23 protein-coding genes are annotated in these 21341 nt (G+C 42.4%); 14 read left to right on the top strand and 9 right to left on the bottom strand.

The annotated features are described in order from the left end of the window. Window positions 1-22: 22 nt before the first annotated feature. Entirely contained in the window at window positions 23-2347 is a 2325-nt protein-coding gene (locus L2744_RS07775) for a DNA internalization-related competence protein ComEC/Rec2 (RefSeq protein WP_248991375.1), read from the bottom strand. A gap of 32 nt (window positions 2348-2379) precedes the next feature. Here L2744_RS07775 and L2744_RS07770 point away from each other — a divergent pair, with 32 nt between their 5' ends. From L2744_RS07770 to L2744_RS07750, 5 genes are all read left to right on the top strand, one after another. Continuing rightward, window positions 2380-2889 (top strand): DUF2062 domain-containing protein, encoded by a 510-nt coding sequence (locus L2744_RS07770; protein WP_248991374.1) that lies wholly within the window; start codon window positions 2380-2382, stop codon window positions 2887-2889. Between the two features lie 214 nt (window positions 2890-3103). Continuing rightward, window positions 3104-3508 carry a phosphate-starvation-inducible protein PsiE gene (locus L2744_RS07765; RefSeq protein WP_248991373.1) on the top strand — a complete coding sequence of 135 codons (405 nt, stop codon included), beginning with the start codon at window positions 3104-3106 and terminating at the stop codon, window positions 3506-3508. A gap of 159 nt (window positions 3509-3667) precedes the next feature. Then, window positions 3668-3970 carry a PilZ domain-containing protein gene (locus L2744_RS07760; RefSeq protein WP_248991372.1) on the top strand — a complete coding sequence of 101 codons (303 nt, stop codon included), beginning with the start codon at window positions 3668-3670 and terminating at the stop codon, window positions 3968-3970. Between the two features lie 77 nt (window positions 3971-4047). Then, a complete protein-coding gene (locus L2744_RS07755; protein WP_248991371.1) occupies window positions 4048-4716 on the top strand; it encodes an AAA family ATPase in 669 nt (222 codons plus the stop codon). Further along, window positions 4703-5044 (top strand): ribbon-helix-helix domain-containing protein, encoded by a 342-nt coding sequence (locus tag L2744_RS07750; RefSeq protein WP_248991370.1) that lies wholly within the window; start codon window positions 4703-4705, stop codon window positions 5042-5044. Before L2744_RS07755 ends, L2744_RS07750 begins: the two co-directional genes overlap by 14 nt. Window positions 5045-5107: 63 nt before the next feature. On the opposite strand, the gene L2744_RS07745 is transcribed toward L2744_RS07750, so the two are convergent. After that, window positions 5108-5350 (bottom strand): YecH family metal-binding protein, encoded by a 243-nt coding sequence (locus L2744_RS07745; RefSeq protein WP_248991369.1) that lies wholly within the window; start codon window positions 5348-5350, stop codon window positions 5108-5110. A 128-nt stretch (window positions 5351-5478) separates the two neighbouring features. On the opposite strand from L2744_RS07745, the gene L2744_RS07740 reads away from it, so the two are divergent. The 5 genes from L2744_RS07740 to L2744_RS07720 all read left to right on the top strand — a co-directional run bounded on the left by L2744_RS07740 (window position 5479) and on the right by L2744_RS07720 (window position 10592). After that, entirely contained in the window at window positions 5479-7161 is a 1683-nt protein-coding gene (locus L2744_RS07740) for a sensor histidine kinase (RefSeq protein WP_248991368.1), read from the top strand. Continuing rightward, window positions 7158-7868, top strand: coding sequence for a two-component system response regulator BtsR (gene btsR, locus L2744_RS07735; protein ID WP_248991367.1), 711 nt, complete (start codon window positions 7158-7160; stop codon window positions 7866-7868). The genes L2744_RS07740 and btsR overlap by 4 nt, the downstream gene beginning before the upstream one ends. Window positions 7869-8018: 150 nt before the next feature. After that, on the top strand, window positions 8019-9467 hold the full coding sequence (locus L2744_RS07730) for a carbon starvation CstA family protein (RefSeq protein ID WP_248991366.1): 1449 nt from the start codon (window positions 8019-8021) through the stop codon (window positions 9465-9467). A 150-nt stretch (window positions 9468-9617) separates the two neighbouring features. After that, entirely contained in the window at window positions 9618-9992 is a 375-nt protein-coding gene (locus L2744_RS07725; RefSeq protein WP_248991365.1) for a VF530 family protein, read from the top strand. Between the two features lie 147 nt (window positions 9993-10139). Further along, window positions 10140-10592, top strand: coding sequence for a FlxA-like family protein (locus L2744_RS07720; protein WP_248991364.1), 453 nt, complete (start codon window positions 10140-10142; stop codon window positions 10590-10592). 93 nt (window positions 10593-10685) lie between these two features. On the opposite strand, the gene L2744_RS07715 is transcribed toward L2744_RS07720, so the two are convergent. From L2744_RS07715 to rssA, 7 genes are all read right to left on the bottom strand, one after another. Then, complete coding sequence (locus tag L2744_RS07715; protein WP_376711937.1) at window positions 10686-11477, bottom strand: hypothetical protein; 792 nt, start codon at window positions 11475-11477, stop codon at window positions 10686-10688. A gap of 170 nt (window positions 11478-11647) precedes the next feature. Next, the gene (ribA, locus tag L2744_RS07710; protein ID WP_248991363.1) at window positions 11648-12259 is read right to left on the bottom strand and encodes a GTP cyclohydrolase II; all 612 of its coding nucleotides are present in this window, start codon (window positions 12257-12259) and stop codon (window positions 11648-11650) included. Between the two features lie 255 nt (window positions 12260-12514). Continuing rightward, on the bottom strand, window positions 12515-12871 hold the full coding sequence (locus L2744_RS07705) for a YibL family ribosome-associated protein (protein ID WP_248991362.1): 357 nt from the start codon (window positions 12869-12871) through the stop codon (window positions 12515-12517). A gap of 114 nt (window positions 12872-12985) precedes the next feature. Further along, entirely contained in the window at window positions 12986-13447 is a 462-nt protein-coding gene (gene nrdG, locus L2744_RS07700) for an anaerobic ribonucleoside-triphosphate reductase-activating protein (RefSeq protein WP_248991361.1), read from the bottom strand. A 114-nt stretch (window positions 13448-13561) separates the two neighbouring features. Beyond that, complete coding sequence (nrdD, locus tag L2744_RS07695; RefSeq protein ID WP_248991360.1) at window positions 13562-15679, bottom strand: anaerobic ribonucleoside-triphosphate reductase; 2118 nt, start codon at window positions 15677-15679, stop codon at window positions 13562-13564. 506 nt (window positions 15680-16185) lie between these two features. Next, window positions 16186-16881, bottom strand: a complete 696-nt coding sequence (locus L2744_RS07690; RefSeq protein WP_248991359.1) for a hypothetical protein — start codon at window positions 16879-16881, stop codon at window positions 16186-16188. Between the two features lie 87 nt (window positions 16882-16968). Next, complete coding sequence (gene rssA / locus L2744_RS07685) at window positions 16969-17931, bottom strand: patatin-like phospholipase RssA (protein ID WP_248991358.1); 963 nt, start codon at window positions 17929-17931, stop codon at window positions 16969-16971. Between the two features lie 244 nt (window positions 17932-18175). Here rssA and L2744_RS07680 point away from each other — a divergent pair, with 244 nt between their 5' ends. The 4 genes from L2744_RS07680 to L2744_RS07665 all read left to right on the top strand — a co-directional run bounded on the left by L2744_RS07680 (window position 18176) and on the right by L2744_RS07665 (window position 21225). Then, entirely contained in the window at window positions 18176-19525 is a 1350-nt protein-coding gene (locus L2744_RS07680; RefSeq protein WP_248991357.1) for a DEAD/DEAH box helicase, read from the top strand. Between the two features lie 137 nt (window positions 19526-19662). Further along, window positions 19663-20100: a DUF3010 family protein gene (locus L2744_RS07675; RefSeq protein WP_248991356.1), complete on the top strand. Its 438-nt coding sequence runs from the start codon at window positions 19663-19665 to the stop codon at window positions 20098-20100. Between the two features lie 43 nt (window positions 20101-20143). Next, complete coding sequence (locus tag L2744_RS07670) at window positions 20144-20653, top strand: M48 family metallopeptidase (protein ID WP_248991355.1); 510 nt, start codon at window positions 20144-20146, stop codon at window positions 20651-20653. Between the two features lie 101 nt (window positions 20654-20754). Then, on the top strand, window positions 20755-21225 hold the full coding sequence (locus tag L2744_RS07665; RefSeq protein WP_248991354.1) for a hypothetical protein: 471 nt from the start codon (window positions 20755-20757) through the stop codon (window positions 21223-21225). Window positions 21226-21341 lie beyond the last annotated feature (116 nt).

Below are 21341 nucleotides of genomic sequence, written 5' to 3'. Positions count from 1 at the left end.
AAATTATGGCAAAGTAGGCATTCTACTCCGGATTAATCAAGTCACCAAATCTAAACAAGCGGTTGTACCAAAATGGCGCAAGATCACGCCTGTAGGTTTTCACCTCTCGGCCATTATGCTGAAAAATCACACTAATCTGCCCTTCTATTCCCGTTGTCAAATGAGCGATATGCCGATCTTGATAACGCTCAACGACAACGGATTTAGGAAAACCGTATCGATTGGCAAGCCCTGCGGAGAAGATGACAAGTTCGGGAGCAACCGCATCGATAAACGCTTCGGTTGATGAGCTTTTGCTACCATGGTGCGGTGCAATTAAAACTTGACTCGCTAATGTCGTAGACTGCATTTTTGTTTGTTCTAATAGTCTCATTTCACTGTTTTTTTCAATATCGCCAGTCAGTAATACACTCTGCTTGCCATCATCAATACGCAGTACACAAGAGCCATTATTCCCAGCTATCGGTTCTTTCGGAAAAATGATGGTTAATTTAAGATCCTGCCAGCTAATTTGCTGCGGTCTACAACCTTGCCCAGCGAACTCAGGCACATCTGTTATCCATTGGGCTTTAGGATATGCAGCCAAGAGAACTGAGGCACCACCTGCGTGATCATTATCGCTATGGCTGATAAACACATAGTCAATTTCTCGAATCCCTTTAGCATTCAGAAAAGGAATAATCACCCGTTCAGCGTAACTAAAATTATCTCCAAACGCTGCACCAGTGTCATAAATAAGCCCTCGGCCATCTTTCTCTATCACCACAGCTAATCCCTGTCCCACATCTAACAAATGCATAGACCAAGTCGATGATCTTAAAGGTAACCATCTGAATAAAATTGATAATATAAGTGGCATAAATAGTAATCCGACAATAAAAAGCCAAGGCCCGTACTGGCGACTTTTAGGAATATAACGCCACAAAACACCGCCTAATAATCCACATAATGCTAATGCCAACACACTTTCGGAAACCGCTTGCCAATGGATGGGTAAATGGCCACTTATCTCTAATAACTTGCCATAGGGCATCAAGGTCCAATCGCTTAAACCTAGTAACCCCATCCAAGAGAATCCAAACGCAGTGCTAATCCACCAGCACACAAACCCCGCCATTGCCAGTGGTATAACCACAAAGCTAAACCAAGGCACGGCAAGCATATTCATCCATAGACTATGTGCACTTATTCCTCCAAAAAGGACCGCTTGCACTAATCCAAGCCCAAGACTCAATCGCCATTGAATAGACCAAAACTGTGATAATCCTGCACGAATACGCATAAAAGGAGTGGTGCTATCTATCAACTGCGGTGCTTTAGACGCAGTTTCTAAGGTGTACAAAATAATGGCTAACGCACAAAATGACAGCCAAAATCCAGCACTTAAACATGCAAGAGGATCAATTAACAACACCACAAATAAAGCAAATAATAACCGCTCCCACGCACTCGAAAACCGCTTTAATAAACTAAGCAACATTAAGAGTAATATCATCACCAATGCACGTTGTGTCGATACACCAAAACCAGCTAAATAAGCATAAAATGCGGTACCTATACCCGATAGTAATAGTGCGAATATCCAATTTCGACGACTGGGGTGGGAAGCTAAACGGGTGAGTCCAAATATAACAACAGCATAAATCCATGCTGTAATCACGGACAAATGTAAGCCTGATATCGCGACTAAATGCCCTGTCGCCGTTTGCCTCAACGTTTGCCAGCGTTCTTGTGAAATGAGCTGCTTATCCCCCAAGATTAACGCCAGTAGAATATCTCCCTGCTGCAATGGAGCCAATTGAGGAGCCAATGCCGATACAAGTTGATTTCTTAAGGAAGGGTTGACCTTAATCAACTCAGCTTTAACAACTCTCCCTTTACCTACAATATGCTGACTAATTAATTGCTTTTGTTCATTATATCCGCCTTGATTTAGCACACTAGAAACACTTTTTGGTGCAATAGTGAACAACCAAACTTGCCCTACTTCCACTTCAGGTGGTGTTTTCCATGTCAATCTTAGCTTTGCTTTTGGTCCTAAGATTAAATTTGGTTTAATGACCGCAATATCCAGACTAAGCCAGTCGCTGTTTTGACTAACTAGTGATATGATTTCGCCCCTCACCTGTAGAGGTTGTTGTAGCACAGGAAGATCCTGCCTAGATAATCCTAAGCAAAAAACCGTTAGCCACAACATCGCGAAGAGTACCCCTGAACAAAGCGGTATTTTTTTGTATAAGATTAAAGCCCCAACCAAAAGATAGGGTAAATAAGCGACAGGCAGAAATGATGGCCACAACATCGCCGATAATAAACTGGCACTAAAGCCAAAAATAAATCGATTCATAGTGAATTAAGTTAAGACAGCAATTTCAACCTATGCCAAAAAAATTCATCACGAAATTTATGCCTAAGCCTGAAACCCTGCGTGAGCATAAACACTTGCGCATGTTCGGACGCTTGCTACACAACCCAAATCTTTGGGCGTTGAACCGAAAATCAGCTCCAGGTGCTTTTGCTGTTGGCCTTTTTGTCGCATGGATCCCCATGCCCTTCCAAATGGTTGCTGCTGCGGCATTCGCGATTCTATTTAATGTCAATATCCCCGTATCCGTTGCATTAGTATGGATAACTAATCCACTCACTATGCCAGTGATGTTTTATGGTGCTTATTTACTGGGTGCAAAAATTTTAGGCCATGCACCGCAGGATTTTACCTTCGAAGCCAATTGGCAATGGATTGAAGCATCGCTGACAACTATTGGCCCACCTTTTTTAGTCGGTTGTTTAGTATTGGGGATCATCTTTTCTGCGATAGGTTATTTGCTTATCAGCAATTTATGGAAATATTCCATTATGTTTAAATGGCAGAAACGCCAGAATAAGTAGTTTCGTTCAGTAAAAGATATACTCACATCCTTGGCTCAAATACTTAAGCTTGTCAGCTTATTTACGCTCACTGTATGCCTACAGATAAACCCTTCTTCTTTTACTGTGACCAATATCTATCTTGTGAATTGAGTCACAGAGAATTCACGTACTTTTTCCTAACTAACCCGCTTTTACTGTTACTATTTATAAAAATATTGCGTAGGGAGTTTATATGCCATTTTATCGTCAATACGGAGCTAAAGGCCTTAAAGCCGTAGAACATTTCGTATTATTCATTATTGCTATTGCAACGGTAGTTGCGATTGGTCAAGAAATTGTCCATATTTTTGAAGCAGGTGCCGTAGCACTCGCGGACTTACTCTTACTGTTTATTTACCTTGAAGTCTTAGCCATGGTGGCCAACTATGCTGAGTCCGGTAAGTTACCCGTGCGAATGCCACTGTATATCTCCATAGTCGCATTAGCGCGTTATCTGATTTTAGATATGAAGAGCATGGATGATTGGCGGATTGCAGCCATTTCAATATCAACCTTAATCTTAGCGGCTACGGTTATTGTGATCCGTTGGGGCCAATTGAAAATGCCTTACCCCAAAAATCAAGAATACGACAACTAATCAAATACCTGAGTCGGTGCCATTAAAATAACTATTCAATGGCACCGCTGCCCTCGTTTTAAAACTCTCCTCAAAGACCTCGCTTTTCACATTGGTATTCTGCCAAAAAGCAATTATGCTAGTTTTACAAAGATCAATTATTTACGGGGCAATTGTGTTATGGGTGATCATCCTACTGGTTTTGAAGAAAAACGCGCCTCTCTGCGAGTGGATATGGAAGCAGAGCGGGTGATCCTAAACTGGATCGATCCAGAAGGAGTAAACCATTGCGACGATGGTATCTGTATCGATTTGGCCAGAAAGGGCATTCTGTTTGATTATAAGAATCCTTTCGCACTCGGTGAGCTAGTTGAAGTCACTTTCAACCCCAATACTTCCAAGCAAAATATGGTAAAAGGCCAAGTATGTCGCTGTTCCCAATGCCACGAGAAAAGCTACCATATTGCCATGCAATTACTTTAATTTTTCTTAAGCTACGCAGGGTTAACGGGGCTGTTCTACACTGAATTAATTCAAAGATTCATTCAGGGGATGTCACTATGATATTGCTGGTAGGTGGAGAAAAAGGAGGAAGCGGTAAAAGTTGCCTCGCACAAAATCTCGCTGTTTATATTAAACAAAAATCCCAAGCAAATGTTCTTATGGTTGACTGTGATCCCCAGCGCACCACTTCCGATTGGATCCAAGCTAGGAATAACGATCCGAGTTTACCCGCCATTAACTGTATTCAGCTTTACGGTAAAATACGTAATGATTTACTCAGCTTAGATGAGCGGTTCGATTACGTGATTGTTGACTGTGGTGGCCAAGATAACCTTGCAATGCGAGCGGCAATGTCAGTAGCAACCTATGTAGTGATCCCCTTAAGACCCAAGAGGCGAGATCTCAAAACCTTGCCTCACATGGAAGATATGCTCAGCACCTGTAAAATGGTCAATCCTAAAATGGTAGCCACTATTGTGCTAACCCAATGTCCTGCACTTCCTACACAGTTTAAACGCATTTTAGAAGCCAAAGAAGTAGTGCAATCCTTTGGGTTGAGGGTACTCAACTCAGTCACCTTTTGCCGTAACATTTATGATGATAGTGAGGAAAAAGGCTCTTCAGTCATCGAAATAGAGCCTAATGGGAAAGCTGCCGATGAGATTCGCGCTATAGTGGATGAATTATTCACATTACCACCAGAAAATAGCTATGAGCTTAACTGATCTTAAACGTAAGAAACCCAAGCAAATCATCACCCCGGTTTCTGTTGATGATTTTATTGAAGATGCGAATAATTACGCTTTGGGCAAAGCGAGTCAATTAATTGTGCCTCCGGCTAGCATTAGTAAAGGTTTAGATAAAAAGTCAGTAAAAATATACCGACATGCTACTTTTTCCCTAACTGAAACCAGTATCTCCCAGCTCGATACCCTTTCAAAGGAGACTAAAATCGCAAAGTCACGATTACTGCGGATTTTAATCGACGAATTCAGTCAACGTTCGATGGATGAGCAGTATCAGCTGCTCCATAAAAATGATGAAGATAGCTAACTCGCATAAAGATACGGGTGCTATCTATCTCTACTTATCAACACGCTCGGACGCACTCAAACACTAGTGATTACATTGGCGTCCTGCGACCAATGTTATTCCATGTGCGGTTTCTTGGCACTTACCTTTACTCACTAAAAAATCGATCAACTCTTGCGCAGTCAACGCTTCAACGCTGCAAGTGTGATAACGCGCAGACTCACCAAACTTTTGTGCCATAAGGGAAATCAATTCAGACTTTAAAATGACGTCCCCTTGAGCTACCATCAGCGCCATAACATCATGACCGTGAACAGAATCGGACATATACTCTCCAAAAGATGCAATTAATATTGTTCTTTATATCCGAACTGTTAAATTTGAACTCTGATCTCGCGCACATACTGTCAATTAGAATCTTTACGCCGACATCTGTGACGATAATGTGAGCCATTATGTCCCTGATCCTATTACTTACCCAACAGATGTCGCTGTACTTAGTGATCGTTTACTTAGTCAGTAAAACCCCATTATTTAAGCTCTTTGCCGAGACCTCGCCACGCCTGCCCCACAAGGTTTTTATTTATCTGTTTTTTTCCTGTTTCTGCATTATGGCGACCTACTTTGGTGAACAAACGTCTGGCGCAATTGCCAATACTCGCGCCATGGGAGCGGTACTCGGTGGATTATTGGGTGGCCCTGTCACTGGTTTTCTCGTTGGACTCACGGGTGGACTGCATCGTTATAGCATGGGGGGATTTACCGATGTTGCCTGTGCCATATCGACAACTATGGAGGGATTATCTGCTGGTATGATTAGCTTTTATCTGCGTAGAGCGGGTAAAAGTGAACTTATCTATAATCCACTTCTTGTTTGTTTAGTCACCTTTTACGCTGAGATGATGCAAATGAGCATTATCTTACTCATTGCAAGTCCCTTTGATGCTGCATGGGAATTAGTACGCCAAATTGCGCCACCTATGTTACTCGTGAACTCTATCGGTGCGGCACTGTTTATGAGCATGATCCGCGATCAAAAAACCATGTTTGATAAACTCTCTTCGAGCTTTTCAACCAAAGCGTTAAAAATTGCCGAGCGCAGTGTAGGTTTACTTTCTAAGGGGTTTAATGAGGAAAGTAGCGGTAAAGTTGCACAGATTGTGATCCAAGAAACCAATGTCGGCGCGGTTGCGATCACCGATAGGGAAAAACTCTTGGCTTTTATTGGTATCGGTGCTGATCACCACCTTCCGGGAACACCTATTTCATCTAAGATAACCCTAGAGGCCATTAACCAGAATAAAGTGATGTTTGCCGATGGTGTTGAAACACCTTATGCCTGCTCAATTTCAAGTCAATGCAAGTTAGGATCGAGTCTAGTTATCCCGCTGCGTAGCGATAACGAAGTCATAGGTACTATCAAACTGTATGAGCCTAAGAATAAGCTTTTTTTAAATATTAATAGAACCTTAGGCGAAGGCATTGCGCGTCTCTTATCGAATCAGATCCTATACGGTCGCTTCGAGCAACAACAAAATCTACTCACACAAGCCGAGTTAAAGTTGCTCCAAGCACAGGTAAATCCACATTTTTTATTTAATGCGCTCAATACCATTAGTGCCATAATCAAACGCGATCCGGATATGTCAAAACAGCTATTACAACAATTATCACAATTTTTGCGTATCAACCTTAAGCGTACGACAGGCCTTGTCACACTTGGGGATGAGCTAGATCACATTGCATCCTATCTCACTATTGAGAAAGCACGTTTTATTGATAAATTACAGGTCAATATTGCTATTCCCGAATCACTATATCCCTGTAAGGTGCCTGCATTTACCTTACAGCCAATCATTGAGAATGCCGTAAAACACGGTACATCCCATATGATTGAACAGGGACAAATTAAAGTGACCGGTAAATTGGAAAACAATATTTTAGAATTGGATGTTACTGATAATGCAGGTTTATATGAGCCGACTTCTGGTTCTGAAGGATTAGGCATGAACTTAGTCCATAAACGTATCCAAAACCTATTTGGTGAGCAATACGGCATAACCGTAAAATGTGAGCGAGATGAATATACTCGAGTCATCATCCGCCTCCCAATTGAACCAACGGAAACCAACACGTGATCACTTGTTTAATTGTTGATGATGAGCTGTTTGCTCGTGAAGAACTGACTGAACTTCTCAGTCAAGAAGCCGATATTGAGATTATTGGTCAATGCGCAAATGCAATTGAAGCATTACAAATCATTGCCAAAGAAAAACCTCAGCTTATTTTCCTCGATATCCAAATGCCGCGTATTTCAGGAATGGAGCTGATTGCTATGCTCGATCCCGACAGCTTACCTAAAATTGTATTTGTCACCGCGTACGATGAATTTGCCGTCAAGGCCTTTGATAATCATGCTTTTGACTATTTGCTGAAACCCATTGATGCCGACAGACTCAGCCAAACGCTAAAACATGTGCGTAAAAATCTCGCGCCACAGGCCGTTAATTCAATCGCACCTAGAAGTCTTGAGCACCTTCCCTGCTACAGTGGTAGCAAATTGAAAGTCATCTCCATCACGGATGTCGAATATGTGTTTAGTGATTTAAGTGGTATCCATGTCGCCTGCACAAAAGGCAAGGTCCACACCCAGTTAACCTTAAAAGTGCTCGAAGAAAAAACACCACTAGTGCGTTGTCATCGCCAATATTTAATTGCACCTAAGGCCATTGCCGAAATTGAGTTATTGGATACAGGAGCAGAAGTCACAACGCATTCTGGGGGTAAAGTGCCAGTGTCACGCCGTTATCTGAAGAGTTTAAAACAACTTTTTGGCTTCCAATAACCAATCCATCTAAAGACTGATGTTTATCGAAAACCGCTCAAGTCATCCTATTGCCGCTGACCCTACATTTTCGACCACTGAGTAAAATTGCACTGTTTTGTGTAAACAACTTGTTTACACTCCTCACAACTCAAATGGGGAGATAACAAAATGATGTGGTTCCTACTCTGTATCGGTTTATTGATCGGCGGTTACTTTATCTACGGTGCTTTTGTCGAGAAGGTTTTCGGCATCAACGCTAAACGTCAAACACCCGCGTTCACCAAAACCGATGGCGTTGACTATGTGCCTATGTCTAAGGGCAAAGTCTATTTAATCCAATTACTGAACATTGCTGGTGTTGGTCCAATCTTTGGTCCTATCCTCGGCGCACTCTACGGTCCAGCAGCCATGCTATGGATTGTGATCGGTTGTATTTTTGCCGGTGCAGTGCACGATTACTTCTCAGGTATGTTGTCGGTTCGTAATGGTGGTCAATCCGTACCTAACCTTGCGGGTAAATACCTAGGTAAGAGCGCAAAACATTTTATGAATGTGTTTGCCATCATCCTATTGTTGCTCGTTGGTGTGGTATTTATCTCTGCACCAGCCGGGCTACTCGGTAAGCTAACGGGTTGGGATGTCAGCATCTTCGTTGGTATTATTTTCTGTTACTATCTGATCGCTACAGTTGTGCCAGTTGATAAAATTATCGGCCGTCTATACCCCTTCTTTGGTGCTCTACTGTTTTTCATGTCCTTTGGCCTTGCCTTCGCGATTATTTTATCGAGCGAGCATACCTTACTGCCTAATGTACAAGCAGGAGATTTCTTCCAAAACTTAAATCCTAAAGACATGCCGCTTTGGCCTGCATTGTTTATCACCATCGCATGTGGTGCCATTTCTGGTTTCCATGCAACCCAGTCACCGCTAATGGCACGTTGTGTTGAAAATGAAACCAATGGCCGTTTCGTGTTCTTTGGTGCCATGATTGGTGAAGGCATTATTGCATTACTTTGGTGTGCAATTGCCCTATCCTACTTCGGTGGTGTAGAAGGTCTTAACACTGGAATGGCGGGGAACCCTGCTAACGTAGTATATGAAGCTTCAACTGGCTTACTCGGTGCGGTTGGTGGTTTTATGGCAATCCTAGGTGTCATTATTCTCCCCATTACTTCTGGTGATACGGCATTCCGCTCAGCTCGTCTGATCTTGGCTGAGTTCTTCAAAATGCCACAGATTGCACTGCCAAAACGTTTAATGCTGGCTATCCCACTGTTTATTATTGGTGGCCTGCTAACTCAAGTCGATTTTGGTGTGATTTGGCGTTACTTCGGTGTAGCAAACCAAGCAACCGCAGTATTAATGCTATGGACTGCTTCAGCTTACTTATTACGCCATAATAAACTGCACTGGATCACGACTATTCCAGCAATGTTTATGACGACAGTAGTTATCACCTTCCTACTAAACTCAGCAACCTTAGGCGCAGGTTTACCAATGACCTTGTCAACCGTTGCAGGCATTATTTCAACCTTAGTGATCACTGGTCTACTGATTGTGAAAACCAAAGGCAAAGGTGAAATCGATAGCGACTCAGAACTACCGGACGAAGCCTAAACACCCGCTTAATATTTATAGCTTCACACCTAAATGAATGAAACAAAACAGGCACTGCAACAGTGCCTGTTTTTTATGTTAGCAAATACGCCTCTAACTCTGCCTATAAAACTGCTATAATCCCGCCATAGTTCACTGCAATATACAAATATGACTCAAGTAAATAACCCTCTGCACGGCATTAAACTCGAAACCATAGTCACTGATTTAGTCGAACGCTACGGCTGGGAAGAGTTGGGTGAGAGAATACAAATCCGTTGTTTTACCCATGATCCCAGTATTAAATCGAGTCTGCGTTTTTTAAGAAAAACCGACTGGGCAAGGGAGAAAGTAGAATACTTATACCTAAAAGCCAATAAGCTACCTTTACCTCCACCGAAAAACGAAACTGCGACGACCCCTAAAAAAACCATCAAGATTCATTCGGCTAATCAAGGGCAGAGTACAAAAACACCTACCCAAGATAAAAATAGGTCCAGCTCTGCTGATAATATCAACAGCCACATATGGGGTAAGAAAGACTAAGCTACAGTCACTTTATCTTTAGCCCTTATCACATCAGGGCTACCCTCTTGACTATTATGTATAGAATAAAAAATTGACTTAAGAATCTTAACTCGCTGCCGATAACCATTTAAGTCTTACTACATCTAGCGTTATCAGGAGTCGTTGATGAATATTAATGGATTAAACAATGCAGCAAGTGGTGCGACATTCAAGCCCGTATCCAGTGCCTATATCGCCATATCTCCAACATCATCTTCCACCACTACTGATGGAACAGAAGACACTAATAACCAAGATACAGTATCGATTTCCAATGCAGGTCGCGCTGCATTAGCGACTGATTTCGGTGCAACGCTGAGAGAAAGTAACACAGAGAAAAAACAGCAAGCTGAAGCTGCTGAATCAGGAGAAGCCACCTCTCCTATTGATCAACAAATCGAACGGATAAAAGAGCAGATAAAAGCCCTACAAGAAATGTTAACAAAGCTTAAAGGTGATAATTCAGAAGCTGCAGAGCAACAACGCAAGGTGATCCAAGAGCAAATATTACAGCTCAATAGCCAAATGGCGGTCTTAATGGATAAGAAAATGCGTGATGCTCAGAAATCTGCAGAATAATCGCTAAATTAAAAAATCGTGCGTAAATTTTTACTTTTTAGCTGCTGGACTGAGTTTCAAGTGGGATAGTAGTTAATTTCAACTAAGCCATTGTTAAATAGGAAAACTAAATAATAAACGCCAAATGCTTAATCCATCACCGGTGCGATAACTCAATCCAATTCGGTCTATACTCAACAAATCAGCGTCTATAGGCTTAGAAAAAACTAAGGTCGCACCCAATTCATAACTACCCGAGACAACCGTATCCTGCTCACTATCACTACTGAAATTTAACGCATTAAAATACCAATAACCGAGTAAAAATAGTCTGGGTTGAACTTGAATATCTTGCCATTGCCAACGAGGTGAAAGGCCTATATCGACGCCAGTTTGTAATACCGCAAATTGATCTGTAAGCTTACCAACTCGTTCGCTATAGCCTGCAAAATGCAATCTCGATACCCAAACACTCTCTTCACCACCGAAAGTAAAATCATACAAGGTACTGATCCCTGTGGCTAAAATTGCCAGGTTATCACTGGTATCAAAGTTTGTCCCAAAACCCACATCAAAATAAGCCTCCATACGAGTGTTTGTACTCGCCTGCCAATGGTGCTCAATACCAGGGGTCACCGTCATAGTCCCAACAGATGAAGGGAATTCACCTTCGGTAAGATCCTGTGCTAAATAATCAAAAAAACCAAAGGAGAGAGGCAAACGCAACCAAGTTTGGCTTTCACTGTCCTTTTGAAAATCGAAAGAAAGCGGGATACTCACAACGGTCGCATTTTGCTCTGCGGCTCGATAAACCCCAGTACCGAGATAACTGCCAAAAGCATAGACAGAACTAGGATTATCCTTAGTATCAATGGGCAACTGACTGTTTATAGGTGAAGAAGCGATGGAATTGTCATCAGAGGGGTAGACCTGTGCCCAGGTAACGTTAGGGATAACGCTCCCTAATAACCACGCAGACACGGTCAAAATATTTAAGAATAACCGATTAAAAAAAGGGCTCAATTTACTCAAACCGTCCTAGTTTATGTGACTTTGGCGGTATTAGCCCAGAGCAATTAATCTTTGTCCACAAAATGATATTCAGACATCATATGGCCAAGCTCTGTGGATTTGGTTTTTAAATAGGCTTCGTTATAACGGTTTTTGCCCACTTGCAGAGGAACCCGCTCAACCACTTCGATACCAAACTCTATCATCGCTTTGACTTTACGCGGATTATTGGTCATTAAGCGTACGTGCTTCACACCAATCTGTTCAAGCATTGGTTTGATCATATCGTACTTACGCATATCTGCAGGAAACCCTAATTGCTCGTTCGCTTGAACTGTATTAGCACCTTTATCTTGTAACTCATAGGCACGGATCTTATTCAATAAGCCAATTCCACGGCCTTCTTGGCGTAAATATAAAATAAAACCGCTACCTGTTTCGGCAATATTTTGCATAGCAGTTTGTAGCTGAAAACCACAGTCACAACGCAGGCTAAATAGCGCATCACCGGTCAAACATTCTGAATGGATACGACCTAAAACGGGCTCATCTGCACTGAGCGTTCCAAAGGTGAGTGCTACATGCTCTTTGCCTGTTTCTGTATCTTCAAAACCATGCATAGCAAACACGCCCCAAGGAGTGGGTAACTTTGACGTCGCGACATATTTTATCGACATGACATAACCTTAAACGACAACTCTCATTCCGTGAGACGAAGGAACATCCCTAAAAACAAAACCAAATTAGGCTCTTAAGCAACGAGCACCCCATTCTTAAGTGTTTTGAGCAATCAATTTAATCAACTACAACTTGAATCAAGTTCAATAGTTCCGATTGCCCCACTTGGCAGCAAGGGAGCCAGTATAACATCGACACTCGAATCTATACTTGTACTCCCCAACTTACCTTGCCAGATTTGACTATTTAGAGTCTTAAAACTTTGCAGGTGCGTAACCCGTCACTTCGGTTAAGCCCATCTCACGGCCGAGTGCCGTCATTGGGTGAACCACAACCAGACCTTTAACGGACTTTTTCAATTGTCCCATGTCAGCTTGTTCAGCTTTAGTCAACGCTCGGTGAAAAGGCAGATGTTTAATATCATCACCCTGTTTATTCAATAAGCGTGTATGTTGGCCTTTTACACTGCTAATTTGCTTAGTGACTGCAGCAATTTCGCGTTTGAACTGAGCAATAACAGCCTCATCACCTCGTTGTTCAGCCGCAGCAAGTTTACGACGAAATTTATCAAGCTTATCGTTAAGCTGCTGCAGTTCTTGCTTTAAATTCATTCTGTTACCTTAAATTACCTATGTTAGCCACAGTAAAATCTTAGCCTAATTATGCTAGCATCTGTGTCAAGGTTTGGGATTATAACAGCAAGTTGCAGATCCTCGTTACCGCTTTTATAACAAACGTATGATCTGATTACTGCTACCACGAAACTGTAAACTGGGATCCGCTAAACTTTGTTCAAATTTTCCATCTACCAACACATCTAAATAAGCAAGCACAGCCCTTTGCTGTTCAGACAGTTCATCGAGTACATAACCCGTCCATAGCCAAATATCTTTAGTCGGACATTCAACCTTTACCCGTTTAACTAAGGCTAAAACCACCTCCAGATTGGCGGGTAATAAAGGATCGCCCCCAGAGAGAGATAAGCCGCGGCGAACGATACGCTTATCGTTAAGATCAGCAATAATCCGGTCTTCCATTGCTTTATCAAAAGGATGGCCAGATCGTACATCCCAAGTACTTTGATTATAGCAACCACGGCACTGGTGCTCACAGCCCGAAACAAACAAGGTTGCCCGGGTTCCCGGGCCATTAACCACATCGATGGGATAATATTGGTGATAATTCATGAACTCAGTCCTAGGTTCAACACCTTGAGCCGATTTAGGTTAAATACACGGCGCAGCAGAGAATTCTCGTGCTGCGCCTCAAGGTCAGTTTAACAGAAGCATTATTCAAAACTGTTACAAGTGTTTGATCCTACGTTTTACTTCTTCCTGCTTACCGTGGTTGAATGGCCTAGCATCTGGGCTACCTAAATAACCACAAACACGGCGGGTTACCGACACTCGGCTCGGCTCATGGTTACCACATTTAGGGCAAGTAAAACCTTTACTCGTGCAGCTAAACTCACCTGTAAAACCACAGTCATAGCATTCATCAATAGGCGTATTAGTTCCGTAGTAAGGTATGCGGCTATAACTGTAATCCCAGACATTTTCTAATGCTTCGAGGTTGTGTTGCATATTGGGATATTCGCCGTAGCAAATAAATCCACCACTGGCGATTTCCGGATAGGGCTGTTCAAAATCAATTTTGTCGTAGGGATTGACTTGCTTTTCAACATCTAAGTGGAAACTATTAGTGTAATAGCCTTTATCTGTAACTCCTGCAACAACACCATACTGCTTCGCATCCAGTTTACAGAAGCGGCTACACAGACTCTCACTGGGTGTGCTATATAGACTAAAGCCATAGCCTGTTTCGGCTTTCCAAGCATCGGTCGCAGCCTTGAGATAGGCGACAATCTTAATCGCCTTTTCCCGCAGCTCAGCACTGTCAAACACGTGGGACTTAGTACCATAGAGCGCATTCATGGTTTCATGCAGGCCAATATAACCTAATGAAATCGACGCTCGACCATTTTTGAAAATCTGCGCAATATCGTCATCGGCGCGCAAACGTACACCGCAAGCACCTTCCATATAAAGAATCGGTGCCACTCGAGCTTTCACGCCATTTAAGCGTTCGATACGAGTATCTAATGCTCTGCGGGCAAGTAATAGGCGTTCATCTAAAATACGGTAAAACTCGGCTTCATTACCATTGGATTCTAAGGCGATACGTGGCAAGTTTAGGCTCACAACTCCGAGGTTATTTCGGCCTTCATGGATCAACTCGCCATTTTCCTTATAAGTACCCAAAAAGCTGCGGCAACCCATTGGGGTTTTAAATGATCCTGTCACCTTTTCAACCTGTTCATAGTTGAGAATATCGGGATACATCCGCATCGTCGCACACTTGAGCGCCATTTGTTTTACATCGTAATTGCAGTCCCCTGCCTTGTGGTTAATACCATCACGAATGGCAAACACAAGTTTAGGGAATACGGCTGTTTTACGGTTTTTACCTAGACCAGCCATACGAACTTTGAGCATAGATTGCTGAATTAGACGTGATTCCCACGAAGTGCCTAAGCCAAAGCCAAAGGTGACGAATGGCGTTTGTCCATTGGCAGTGTGCAAAGTATTCACTTCATATTCAAGGGACTGAAAAGCATCGTGACATTCTTTTTCAGTTTGAGCCGTGGCAAAAGCTTTGGCATCTTTAATCTGCCAATTCAGCGCAACTTGGTAGTGTTTGTCATAACTTTTGGCCACAAAAGGTGCCAAGACTTCGTCAATGCGATTGATGGTCGTGCCGCCATAAATATGACTCGCAACTTGGGCGATGATTTGCGCAGTCACTGCGGTTGCAGTAGAAATTGACTTTGGCGTTTCAATCTCGGCATTGCCCATTTTAAAGCCATGGGTCAACATCCCTGCTAAATCAATTAGCATGCAGTTAAACATCGGGAAGAATGGCGAATAGTCTAAATCGTGGTAATGGATCTCACCCGCTTCATGGGCGGCCACCACGTCTTTTGGCAAAATATGACTCTTGGCGTAATGTTTTGCCACTATGCCAGCCAGCAAATCCCGTTGAGTCGGGATGACTTTTGAGTCTTTATTGGCATTTTCATTCAAGAGTGCCGCATTGCTCTGCTCGACCAGACCACGGATTTCTAAATTCAATTTACTGGTCGCTTCGCGGCAAATATCTCTGTCATGGCGATATTCAATATACACCCGTGCCAATGACTTATAAGGACCTTCCATCAACAAGTTTTCAACGGCATCTTGCAAATGATGAATATCGACTTCGGCTAAAGATGCAACACGTTGACTGACACAAGCGGCCACCGTCGCGGCATAGTCTGCATCCTCTATCCCAACAGAGTTTGCAGCGGCCATAACTGCATCTCTTATCCTTGTTTCATCAAAAGGTGTGCGGCAACCATCACGCTTGATCACGACTGGCATTGTTCAGTTCCTCTCCATCCCGATTAAAATTAACACTATATATAGTGATTAAATAATTGATAGGCACAATATATAGAGTATTAGGCGGTATTGATGCTAAAACTTCCATGATCCAGATCATAGTTTTTAGGATAGAAGAAAAGAACAAATAGGAACTGTAGCAAAGCCCAATGATCTGAGAATCGCACCTTGACCTAACTAATAAAGCGAGCTAGTAGCCGGAAAAAAGCCATAACAAGCGCTTGTTGACGTTTGAGTTTTTGCAGCGATTTGGCGCTCTTTTATGTAATACCAATCACATTGGCTGTGTTCACATTAACTGTGTCTGTATCGTCAATACGATTGATATAAGGCAAAGCCCATGTGGTGCAGTTATTCTATATAAACGGGCAATAAACCAGCAGAAACACCAGCCAAATGCAGCCTGAAGCGGTTATCTGGCAAGCTATTATTGCACTTAAGTTGATAACATTTACGATTCAGCTAAACGTTATTTACTTTGTAAATTAACGTTTTGCCAATGCTAAGTAACTACTTAATTGACCAGATGCGGATTGCTGAGCTCCAAGTGATGAAGCCACTTGCATTGTCGATTTGAGTCCTTGCCACTGTTGTTTTTGCTTGTCCGTCATAGGGGGTTCAGAGTTTAAATACTCTGTTAATTGCCCAAATACCTTAGCTGCTTTTTGTGCCAATACTGGCGACTGAGCATCGTCCATATTGGATAACACACTTTTTGCATCGACTAAGGTGTTTATAAGTGGGCTGTCAGGTGAGTTTTTGGCAAGTGTTTTTAATTCATCATCCAAAAAGTCCTGCAGTGATTGTTTGCTTGGCGTACTCGTACTCGTACTCGGCACGGTAATACCATTTTGAGATAAACGTTCAAGCTGCGAATCAGATAAAATACCGTCCTGTTGTAATCGAGAAACTAATGCAGGAATATCAGCAACGCTGAATTTTCCGTCGGCAAAAAAATCCTTCGACATCGCCTGAATTTTTTGAGCCCGTAGTGCTCGTGGAGATAAGGCAATATCATCGGAACTTGCCGGATCTGTTTTAGTGGCACTCGCTTGGGTTTGTGTCGTTTCAGTACTAGTGTCCGTTTTTGTCGTGCTTGCCTTTTGGCTATTTACGCCATAAGCATCGATGACGCTAGCACTGCTACGATTTAGGTTCAGAGAGTTTAAAATTGAATTCATTGTCAAAACTTCGGCGCCGATAACTGATTTACAGTTTAAGCAAAAAATAGGCCAAACAAATAAGTTGTAAAATTATCTATCAATGAATCATTTTCTATTATCGTTACCCTTCCATAATGCGGCTTCAATCAAATGAGCCACTTTCGCTACAGCGGCTTCACCAGCGGCAATCGCCTCACCAGCACGATGAAACTCCATTGTTCCAATCTCAGCCACTTCGGGTACGATACAAATATCGGGTGGATCTCCCATTAAACGCGACCGTTTATGCCTTTGCTCTAAAATACCCATCGACTGCGACATCACAGCAATCATGCCCGGATTAGACTTAGTTCCAAGGGAAAATTTATCCGTCAAACTACTCACATATTCCCTGCCACGGGCAAATAAGTCCATAAACCGAGTATCGTGCCGAGCAGGCAAATCCATTTCCCCTTGAGCCACCTTATGGCTTGTCATATTAACGGGCAAGACCTGCAATCGTCCCGGATGATATCCATTTAAATCAACGGCAATCACTATATCGACTCCCATAGCACGGCTGACGGAAACGGGAACAGGATTAACTACAGCACCATCGACTAACCAGCGTTCACCTTGCCGAACTGGGGCCAAAATGCCTGGCATAGAACAAGAGGCCCTAACGGCTTGGCGCAAATCACCATGGCGAAACCAAATCTCTTGCCCTGAATATAAATCCGTTGCCACCGCAGCAAAGGGGCGATTAAGCTCCTCAATTTTCACATCACCAACACGGGATTGCAGTACGTCAAAGATTTTATCACCACCAATCAAACCACCCTTTCCCCAGCGAATATCCATCAATGCCAGCACATCCCAACTGGAAAAACTTCGCACCCACTCTTCAAGTTCGGGTAAATGGTCATGGGCGTATGCTGCGCCAACTAAAGCCCCTATGGAACAGCCTGCAACTTTATCAGGCTTAACCCCCATAGCGGCTAATCCATTTAACACACCAATATGTGCCCACCCTTTTGCCGCTCCACTACCTAAGGCAATGCCAATAGTGGGTGACGTTCCCTTAACCATAAAATGCTTCCCCTTTACTCACTTAGACACAGAATAACCTAAGTTCCCACCACTTCCACTGTCAATGGTGAAATACACATATCAAGTAGTTGTAACGTCAATGTAAATAAATGCAATGGAATGAAACTAGCCCACTCCGTTTTCACAAAAAGGGCACTAAACCGAGATTATTATCAATGTGGATAGCTGAGAACAGCCCTTTAAGGCTATAATCTGCCCTTACTAAGATTTTGGGGATATACCTTTGCAATTTACCGATTTTTCTCTGGACCAGCGTCTGTTACAAAGCTTAAAGCATATGGGGATCACAGCCCCTACCGCCATCCAGGAACAAGCACTGCCTATCGCATTGGCAGGTAAAGATTTAATGGCGTCATCAAAAACGGGCTCGGGTAAAACCTTAGCCTTTTTGCTGCCTGCATTGCAAAGAGTCATATCCACCCGCTCACTCAGTAAACGCGATCCTAGGGTATTGATTTTATTACCGACACGAGAATTAGCACATCAAGTTTATAGCCAGCTTCGCTTACTCGTGGCAAATACCCAATACAAAGCGATTAGCGTACTAGGGGGTGAAAATTTTAATGACCAGGCTAAAGCATTGGCGAAAGAGCCCCATTTTATCGTCGCTACGCCAGGGCGTATTACAGATCATTTAGAGCAAAAACATTTGTTCCTCAATGGATTAGAGCTATTAATCCTTGATGAGGCTGACCGTATGCTGGACTTAGGCTTTGCTCCACAGCTTAAAGCAATCAATGATGCCGCAGATCATAAACGTCGCCAAACCTTGATGTTCTCTGCAACCTTAGATCACAGTGAAATCAATGATATTGCAGCAACACTATTAAAGAATCCGGCACATGTTGCGATTGGTGCAGCCCATAGTGAGCACCATGATATTCACCAACGTATTTTCCTTTGCGATCATTTAGATCATAAAGAAGCCCTGCTGACTCGCTTACTTCAAGATGAAACCCATAAGCAAGTGATTATTTTTACTGCAACCCGCCCCGATACCGAGCGACTCGCGGCAAAATTATCGACGCAAGGATTTGCTACTGCAGCACTTAGCGGAGAGTTAAAGCAAGCTGCACGTAACCAAATCATGGATCAATTCGCCCGCGGTCAACAGCAAATCCTCGTCACTACCGATGTAGCATCACGCGGTCTTGATTTACTCAATGTGTCATTAGTGATTAACTTCGACATGCCAAAATTTGCCGAAGAATACGTGCACCGTATTGGCCGAACTGGCCGAGCTGGCGCTAAAGGTGACGCTATATCCCTAGTTGGACCCAAAGATTGGGATAACTTCAAGAAAGTCCAAATTTTCCTCAGAAAAACATTTGAAATCAGTGTCATTGCTGGTTTAGAAGCAAAATTCAGTGGTTTAAAAGAGAAGTCCAAGCAGACACCAACAAAACGCATTGCAAAAGTCGGTCCTGCGGCAGGAAAAGTCAAAACAAAAGCGGTTAAAGCCGCACCGTCTAGGGACAAACGTTTTATAACAGGTGTGGATATCGGCGATGCCCCAATGCGTAAAAAGCCTGCTGCCCCTTTATTACAAGATAATGATACTGAAGAAGTTTAATTTTAAATTGAAATTGATAGTGTTTACGTATTTAGGCTCAATACTATCAACTTGAACCATCAATGAGCTAATGTCATTCGCTCATTGATCCAGATTCCAGCTACAATAGCGCTATTATTGATATTTGAAGGTGTAACATGAGAGTTTGTGGTGTTGAATTAAAAGGTGGCGAGGCCATCATCAGTTTATTGAGCTATGAAGGTGAAACTTTTAATGTGCCTGAATGCCGTAAGGTATCGTTCAGTGTTTCAGAATCAGCAACCACTGAAGCCATTCGTGACTTTCATTTTGCTTTTCATAAACTAATGCAGGACTATAAAGTCGATGAAGTTGTTATCATCGAACGTGAACAAAAGGGCAAATTGGCTGGCTCTGCCACTAGCTTTAAATTAGAGGCGGCCATCCAATTAGGCGAGATTCCCGTCAATTTGTTATCACCAGTGACCATTAAAGAGCAAAATAAACGCAATCCTCCCCAAGTGGATTTTGACAGTTTAGATCTCAAACGGGTACAACAAGCTGCTTTTGAAGCCGCTTACGCCCAGCAAAATCGCCATATTTTCGGTAAAGTGTAATTACGATTTAGGCTCCGAGTGGCTTCTCGGGGCCTTGAAACTTATGCAATTATTAAAATACCTCAGCGGTTATAGTCCTGATATTCAGTATCAAGTACAGCAGTTACTCGATGCTGGCACCCTAGCAAATGTACTCCTGCGTCGTCACCCTAAGATCCATGATATTCGTAGTGATAAAGCCCTATACGACTATACCCAAGAGATAAAAAACAGCTTTCTACGTCAATCATCTCCATTATCAAAAGTGATTTTTGACGATAAAATTAACATTAGCCATCATGCACTTGGCTTGCATTCCTATGTTGCACGCATACAAGGTAACAAAATTAAAGCGAAAAACGAAATTCGCATATCTTCACGTCTAAAGCGTGTGCCTGAACCTTTATTACGCATGGTTGTTATCCATGAGTTAGCACATCTAAAAGAGAAAGATCATAATAAGGCGTTCTATAATTTATGTACTCATATGGAGCCCGAGTATCATCAACTCGAGTTTGATTTACGCTTACTACTCACTTGTATTGATGCAAATTTATCCCCCTATTCCGCTTAGTCAGTAAAAACGCTTTTGTACTCAAAAAGATCCAATATACTTGACTGATAATAGTTTTCATTTAGAATCATTTAGTCTCTTTAGTAAAGAAGCCATATGATATGAAAAAGCATAAAATTGATAAGCGGCTTGATAAATGGTGCAAGAAACAAGCGAAAAAAATACTAAAGAAACAGGCTAAATTAACAAAAGCACGAGCAAAGTCGACGTTTAGCCTTACAAGGTCGTATCATATTGCCGATAAAGTCGATAGACAGAAAATACACAGTAAGAAAACACTTCGTAAACGCATTGCTAAGTTATTAGCTGTATATATTTCAAACCACCCCATAACTCACCTCGATAAATCAGCCTTAAAAAAGCAATTAAAACTCGCTAAGGCGACCTTTATAGCTGCAAATGACGCCAAATTGTCATCATCAGCCGTTATTCGACACCTTACACCATTACCCTCAGAACGTAGCTTTGCATTACGTCCTTATAAAAAGTCCCCGTGTGGTGGTTGTCCGGCTCTCAAAGGGAAATTATGTAAGTGCGCACTAAAAGTGATACAAAGGCGTCAAGCAAGCTAATTACTGCTCAATAAACCGATGCTACACAGACTATTTTTAACCCACTCTGTATTTATGGATTAGCATCCTACAAATAGTTTGATTTTACCAAATTAGCTATTATTGCTAGTTTCCTA

This window comes from Shewanella profunda, assembly GCF_023283765.1.
In the GTDB taxonomy this organism is placed as follows: Bacteria; Pseudomonadota; Gammaproteobacteria; order Enterobacterales; family Shewanellaceae; genus Shewanella; species Shewanella profunda.
This window is presented reverse-complemented; position numbering and strand designations above follow the sequence as displayed.

Excerpts from the sequence above, each read along its gene's own strand:
- L2744_RS07775 (WP_248991375.1), bottom strand. The coding sequence starts at position 2,347 with ATGAATCGATTTATTTTTGGCTTTAGTGCCAGTTTATTATCGGCGATG.
- L2744_RS07770 (WP_248991374.1), top strand. The coding sequence starts at position 2,380 with ATGCCAAAAAAATTCATCACGAAATTTATGCCTAAGCCTGAAACCCTG.
- L2744_RS07765 (WP_248991373.1), top strand. The coding sequence starts at position 3,104 with ATGCCATTTTATCGTCAATACGGAGCTAAAGGCCTTAAAGCCGTAGAA.
- L2744_RS07760 (WP_248991372.1), top strand. The coding sequence starts at position 3,668 with ATGGGTGATCATCCTACTGGTTTTGAAGAAAAACGCGCCTCTCTGCGA.
- L2744_RS07755 (WP_248991371.1), top strand. The coding sequence starts at position 4,048 with ATGATATTGCTGGTAGGTGGAGAAAAAGGAGGAAGCGGTAAAAGTTGC.
- L2744_RS07750 (WP_248991370.1), top strand. The coding sequence starts at position 4,703 with ATGAGCTTAACTGATCTTAAACGTAAGAAACCCAAGCAAATCATCACC.
- L2744_RS07745 (WP_248991369.1), bottom strand. The coding sequence starts at position 5,350 with ATGTCCGATTCTGTTCACGGTCATGATGTTATGGCGCTGATGGTAGCT.
- L2744_RS07740 (WP_248991368.1), top strand. The coding sequence starts at position 5,479 with ATGTCCCTGATCCTATTACTTACCCAACAGATGTCGCTGTACTTAGTG.
- L2744_RS07730 (WP_248991366.1), top strand. The coding sequence starts at position 8,019 with ATGATGTGGTTCCTACTCTGTATCGGTTTATTGATCGGCGGTTACTTT.
- L2744_RS07725 (WP_248991365.1), top strand. The coding sequence starts at position 9,618 with ATGACTCAAGTAAATAACCCTCTGCACGGCATTAAACTCGAAACCATA.
- L2744_RS07720 (WP_248991364.1), top strand. The coding sequence starts at position 10,140 with ATGAATATTAATGGATTAAACAATGCAGCAAGTGGTGCGACATTCAAG.
- ribA (WP_248991363.1), bottom strand. The coding sequence starts at position 12,259 with ATGTCGATAAAATATGTCGCGACGTCAAAGTTACCCACTCCTTGGGGC.
- L2744_RS07705 (WP_248991362.1), bottom strand. The coding sequence starts at position 12,871 with ATGAATTTAAAGCAAGAACTGCAGCAGCTTAACGATAAGCTTGATAAA.
- nrdG (WP_248991361.1), bottom strand. The coding sequence starts at position 13,447 with ATGAATTATCACCAATATTATCCCATCGATGTGGTTAATGGCCCGGGA.
- nrdD (WP_248991360.1), bottom strand. The coding sequence starts at position 15,679 with ATGCCAGTCGTGATCAAGCGTGATGGTTGCCGCACACCTTTTGATGAA.
- L2744_RS07690 (WP_248991359.1), bottom strand. The coding sequence starts at position 16,881 with ATGAATTCAATTTTAAACTCTCTGAACCTAAATCGTAGCAGTGCTAGC.
- rssA (WP_248991358.1), bottom strand. The coding sequence starts at position 17,931 with ATGGTTAAGGGAACGTCACCCACTATTGGCATTGCCTTAGGTAGTGGA.
- L2744_RS07675 (WP_248991356.1), top strand. The coding sequence starts at position 19,663 with ATGAGAGTTTGTGGTGTTGAATTAAAAGGTGGCGAGGCCATCATCAGT.
- L2744_RS07670 (WP_248991355.1), top strand. The coding sequence starts at position 20,144 with ATGCAATTATTAAAATACCTCAGCGGTTATAGTCCTGATATTCAGTAT.
- L2744_RS07665 (WP_248991354.1), top strand. The coding sequence starts at position 20,755 with ATGAAAAAGCATAAAATTGATAAGCGGCTTGATAAATGGTGCAAGAAA.